Origin of the sequence: Nocardioides sp. (assembly GCF_031422975.1) — a bacterium.
Classification (GTDB): Bacteria; Actinomycetota; Actinomycetes; order Propionibacteriales; family Nocardioidaceae; genus Nocardioides.
Window position 1 is genome coordinate 1 of the sequence record NZ_JANPEO010000547.1, and the last position, 4,955, is coordinate 4,955.

Annotated in this window: 5 protein-coding genes; all 5 read left to right on the forward strand. The window is 67.0% G+C overall.

The genetic code is table 11. The annotated features are described in order from the left end of the window. The coding region (locus RMO85_RS16370) for a type II secretion system F family protein (protein WP_310529786.1) at positions 1-1,395 on the forward strand (1,395 nt) is incomplete at its 5' end. A 1-nt stretch (position 1,396) separates the two neighbouring features. After that, a complete protein-coding gene (locus RMO85_RS16375; protein WP_310529787.1) occupies positions 1,397-2,320 on the forward strand; it encodes a type II secretion system F family protein in 924 nt (307 codons plus the stop codon). Between the two features lie 6 nt (positions 2,321-2,326). Beyond that, entirely contained in the window at positions 2,327-3,898 is a 1,572-nt protein-coding gene (locus RMO85_RS16380) for a histidine kinase (RefSeq protein ID WP_310529788.1), read from the forward strand. Continuing rightward, the gene (locus RMO85_RS16385) at positions 3,873-4,520 is read left to right on the forward strand and encodes a response regulator transcription factor (RefSeq protein ID WP_310529789.1); all 648 of its coding nucleotides are present in this window, start codon (positions 3,873-3,875) and stop codon (positions 4,518-4,520) included. The genes RMO85_RS16380 and RMO85_RS16385 overlap by 26 nt, the downstream gene beginning before the upstream one ends. 175 nt (positions 4,521-4,695) lie before the next feature. Next, positions 4,696-4,866 (forward strand): Flp family type IVb pilin, encoded by a 171-nt coding sequence (locus tag RMO85_RS16390; protein WP_310529790.1) that lies wholly within the window; start codon positions 4,696-4,698, stop codon positions 4,864-4,866. Positions 4,867-4,955: the final 89 nt, after the last annotated feature.

Sequence of the window (4,955 nt, forward strand, 5' to 3'; positions counted from 1 at the left end):
GACCTGGCAGGCGCTGAGGGATCGCGCACCCTGCTGTTGCTCTCCGACGGTGCGGACACCGGGAGTGCTACCACCCTGGAGGTCGTCAGCAGCACGGCCACCACCCAGGAAGTGGTCGTGGACGTCGTCTCGCTGGCGACCGCGGCCTCTGCCGATGAGCTCGCGACCGTGGCAGGTGACACCGGCGGCGCGGTCATCCCCGCCGATCCGCAGGCTCTCAGCGCCGTGTTCGCCGGCCAGGCAGACGCGCTGGCGCAACAGCTTCTCGTGACCTTCGAGTCCCCGGACCTGAACGGCAAGGAAGCCTCCGTCGGCGTGACGGTCGTGGCCGACGGCACCACGTACACCGACTCGGCGTTCGTCGCGCTCGGTGAGGCTGGCATCGACGCTCCCGAGGCCTTCACCCAGGGCAAGGCGCTCGTGTCCAAGCCGCTGATGCTTGGTGGGACCTTGGCTGTCTTCCTCGGGCTCCTCGGACTCCTGATCACGGTCCTGGTGAGTCCCTCGAGGAAGTCAGCGGCCGAGCGTCGCCTTGATGCGTACTTCGACAGCGACAAGGCGAATCCCGGCGGGCGCCGGCGGGCGCCGACGAGCGGCTCGACCGACCTGAAGGACTCCGCGGTTGCCATGACCTCGAAGCTGGTCAACGCGGATCTGGAGACCCGCATCTCTCAGCGATTGGCCGGTGCCGGCTCGGCGCTGACAGCCGCCGAGTGGGTGCTGATCCACGCCGCCATCACGGTCGGAGCGATGGCCTTCGGATACGTGATGAGCGGCATCGCCATGGCGATGCTCGGTCTGGTGCTCGGACTGGCGCTGCCCTGGCTGTACATGAGGTTCCGCCATCGTCGAAGGCTGAGTCGGTTCAACGGACAGCTTGCCCAGACCCTCGGCCTGATGGCGGGCGGCCTCCAGGCCGGGCTCTCCCTCCCCCAAGCGGTGGACAGCGTGGTGCGCGAAGGACGCGAACCCATGGCGGGCGAGTTGAAGCGCGCGCTCATCGAGCAGCGCCTCGGCATCGACCTCACCGACGCCCTGGAGAGCGTCGGCGAGCGCATGGACAGCGCCGACTTCGGCTGGGTCGTGATGGCGATCAAGATCCAGCGTGAGGTGGGCGGCAACCTTGCTGAGATTCTGCACACCGTGGCCGAAACCATCCGTGAGCGCGAGTTCCTCCGACGTCAGGTCAAGGCTCTGAGTGCTGAGGGCCGACTCTCGGGGTACATTCTGACAGGCCTCCCCCCGACGATCGGTCTGTACATGGCGTTCGTCAACCCCGACTACATCCGACTGCTCTACACAACCGTCCCGGGATACATCTTGCTTGCAGTTGCTGCCTGCCTGCTTGGCATGGGCTCGTTCGCGATGGCCAAACTGGCCAAGGTGGAGGTCTGAGATGCTGCTGGTGGGAGCCGGGCTGCTGTGCCTGGCCATGATTCTGGGGCTGTCCCTCATCGGGGTGGCGTCCGCCGAACGCCGCGGGGTCGCCCGATCGGTGGCGGCCATCCAAGCATTGGACTCGGCGCCCGATGTCTTGAGGCAAGAGCTCGAACGCCCCTTTGTGGAGCGGGTCCTCGGGCCGTTGGGCGACCGCCTGATCAACACCGGTCGCAAGCTCGCACGCGCCGACACCGCCAAGAAGCTCCAGCACCGCCTCGACATTGCCGGCAACCCGCCGGCCTGGGACGTGAACCGGCTGATCGGCCTCAAGGCACTCGGCCTCGGCATATCGAGCGTCCTGGGCTTCCTCTACGTGCTCGGACTGGGATGGCCCTTCTATCGCGTGATCCTCGCGACGGTGGTGATTGCCGCCATCGGCTACGTCCTGCCCAACGTGTTCTTGTACAACGCCGGTCAGAAGCGCGAGAAGTTGATGCGCATCTCGCTGCCGGACGCCATCGATCTCCTGACCGTCTCGGTCGAGGCCGGTCTCGGTTTCGACGCAGCGGTGGGCAGGGTCGCCAAGAACACCACGGGCCCCCTGTCCCAGGAGTTCGCCCGCCTCCTGCAGGAGATGCAGATCGGCGTGGGCCGCTCCGACGCCATGCGCGCGATGGCCGACCGATCGTCGCTGGATGACCTCAAGTCGTTCTGCCTGGCCATGGTGCAGGCCGACTCACTCGGAATCCCGATCGGTCGCGTGCTACGGATCCAGAGCTCGGAGATGCGCACGAAACGCCGTCAGCGCGCGGAGGAGAAGGCGCAGCAGGTCCCCGTTAGGATCATGATCCCGCTGGTGCTCTTCATCCTGCCCTGCCTGTTCATCGTGATCCTCGGGCCGGCCGGCATCCAGATCGCGAATACGTTCAAGAATCTCTGAGTGCCCATGCGCGCTCAAGCCGGAACCGAATCCCTCAACCTGAAGACGTGGCGAGTCACGACAGCCGTCCGCATCTTCACCTTGGCACTGTCGACGGGCATTCTGCTGCGTGAGGAGTCCGTGGGCCCGGCAGGCCCATTGCTGGCGGCTCTCGTGCTCATCGCCAGTGTCTGCAGTGCCCTCGAGTGGGGTGCGCTCGCCTGGACGTCGCCGCTGCTGCCGTTGGGCGAGGGCGTGCTGGCGGCGATCCTGCTCATGAGCGCATCGGAACAGCCGGCCCTGCTGGCATATCTGGCCGTTCCGCCCATCGTGGCGGGGGTCCGGCACGGGCTCGTGACGGCAGTGAACGCAGCCTTCACCGCAGCGCTGGCAGTTCTCCTGACCATGGCCGTGACCCCGGCTTCGGCCGAGACCTCACGGTTGATCGATGCCGCGCCCTGGTTGCTCACCGGTCTGGGCGTGGGCGTCCTGGCCAGCTGGCAGTCTCGCTCGGTGAGGACCCTGGAGGCGCGCCAGGCGCCGTACGCCGCAGCGAACCAGCTGATGTCCCAGCTCCACCAACTGGCCCAGCGTGGCCGGCTCGGGCTGGACAGCGCCCAAGTGGCCGTCGAGCTCGAGACCGCGCTCCGCATCCACACCGAGGCGGAGTCGTCGGCGGTCTTCGTGATCGGCAGCGACGACTCGGTCGGGCTCCTGGCCTCCCACGGCGAAGCAGCGGCCCTGTTCGCTCTGCGTGATCAGCTTGCCCAGACGGGTAGCACCCTCCCGGACGTGGCCGACATCCCCCTGCACGGCGCCGACAAGATCCGTGGCACCGTGCTGCTGATTCGTGCCTCGGGCTGGACGGACGAGGAACGTGCTGAGGCGCAGGAGATCGCTGACGAGTTCGTCCTGCGACTCGACACCGCCGTGCTCTTCGATGACGTCCGGCTCATCGCCACCGCCGAGGAGCGCAACCGGCTGGCCCGGGAGATGCACGACGGGGTGGCCCAGGAGGTCGTCGCCCTCGGCTACATCGTCGACGAGATCGAGACCCTGTCCGCCGAGCCCGAGACCCGTGCGCTCGCAGCGTCACTACGCGATGAGATCAGCCGCGTGGTCACCGAGCTCCGCTTCTCCATCTTCGACCTGCGTCACCACGTCGCCGAGCACCGCCTCTCGGGCGCACTCGCCGAGTACGTGCGCGAGGTCAGCCACGGTTCGGAGCTTCGTGTCCACCTGCTGCTCGACGAGTCCGGGCCACCGCTTCCCAGCTGGACCGAGTCGGAGCTGCTGCGGGTCGCTCAGGAGGCGATCGGCAACGTGCGCAAACACGCCCACGCCATGAACCTGTGGGTCACCCTCGCCTCCGACAGCTCCGGCATCACCCTCAGGATCGAGGACGACGGCATCGGCAACGCCATGCCGCGCGATCGTCACTGGGGCCTGCAGACCATGACCGAGCGAGCCGAACGCATCGGCGCGCTCCTCACCGTCTCCCCACGTCCGGAGGGCGGCACCGTCGTCCTGCTGTGTTCCACCGATGCCCCCCCGCCCGAAAGGACCGAGACTCATGACCATCAGAGTTCTACTCGTTGACGATCACGAGCTGATCCGCCAAGGGCTGGCGCGTGCCTTCGAGCGCGACGACCAGACCACGGTGGTCGGGCAGGCAGGCTCCGTCGGCGAGGGGCTCGTCAGATACGCCGACCTCCAGCCCGACGTCGTCGTCACGGACCTGCAACTGCCCGACGGACACGGCCTCGATGTCGTGCGCGGAGTCCGCGCAGAGAGCGACACCGTCGGGCTCGTCGTGCTCACGATGCATGCGGGCGACGACCAGATCTTCAGTGCGATGGAGGCCGGCGCGTCGGCATTCGTGGGCAAGGACAGCAAGGCTACCGAGGTCGTGAGCGCCGCGAAGCATGCCGCTGTAGCCCCCCGCACGTTCCTGTGTGCGGGTCTCACTGCCGCGATGATGCGACGTACCAGCAGCCCCTCGACTCCGACGCTGTCGGCGCGGGAGGAAGAGGTGTTGTCGCTGCTGGCCGACGGCCTCGGTACGGGTGAGATCGCCGGCAGGCTCTATCTCAGCGAGTCCACGGCCAAGACGCACATCACCCACATCTACCAGAAGCTCGGCGCTGCCAATCGCGCGCAGGCACTGGTCACCGCGATGCGCATGGGTCTCCTCGACCACTTGGCGCCCCAGCGGTTCTGAGCCTCTGATCGGACCATCCGGTCGAGTCCAACGGAGGGTTCGCCCTAGTCACAAGGGACTACGAGGACGCGACCGATCACCCGATTCACGCAACGGCGACTTCGAGCAGACTTCAGTCACCGGGCTCCCCCGGAACCCGAAACACACCGGCTTCTCATTGACTAGGGGTAATTCCATGATCCAGTTCCTCATCACCATGCTGCAGTCCCGCGACGAGGAGAAGGGCGCCACCGCCGTCGAGTACGGCCTGATGGTCGCACTGATCGCGGTCGTCATCATCGCCGCCGTCAGCCTCCTCGGCAACAACCTCTCCGCGCTGTTCAACAACATCGCCACGTCCATCTGATCGCGTTCTGCACCAAGGCCGGCGTCGCAGCTCGCGGCGCCGGGCTTTGCATTGCCCAGCCCCTGAGTGAAAGGCGCGCATCGCCATGC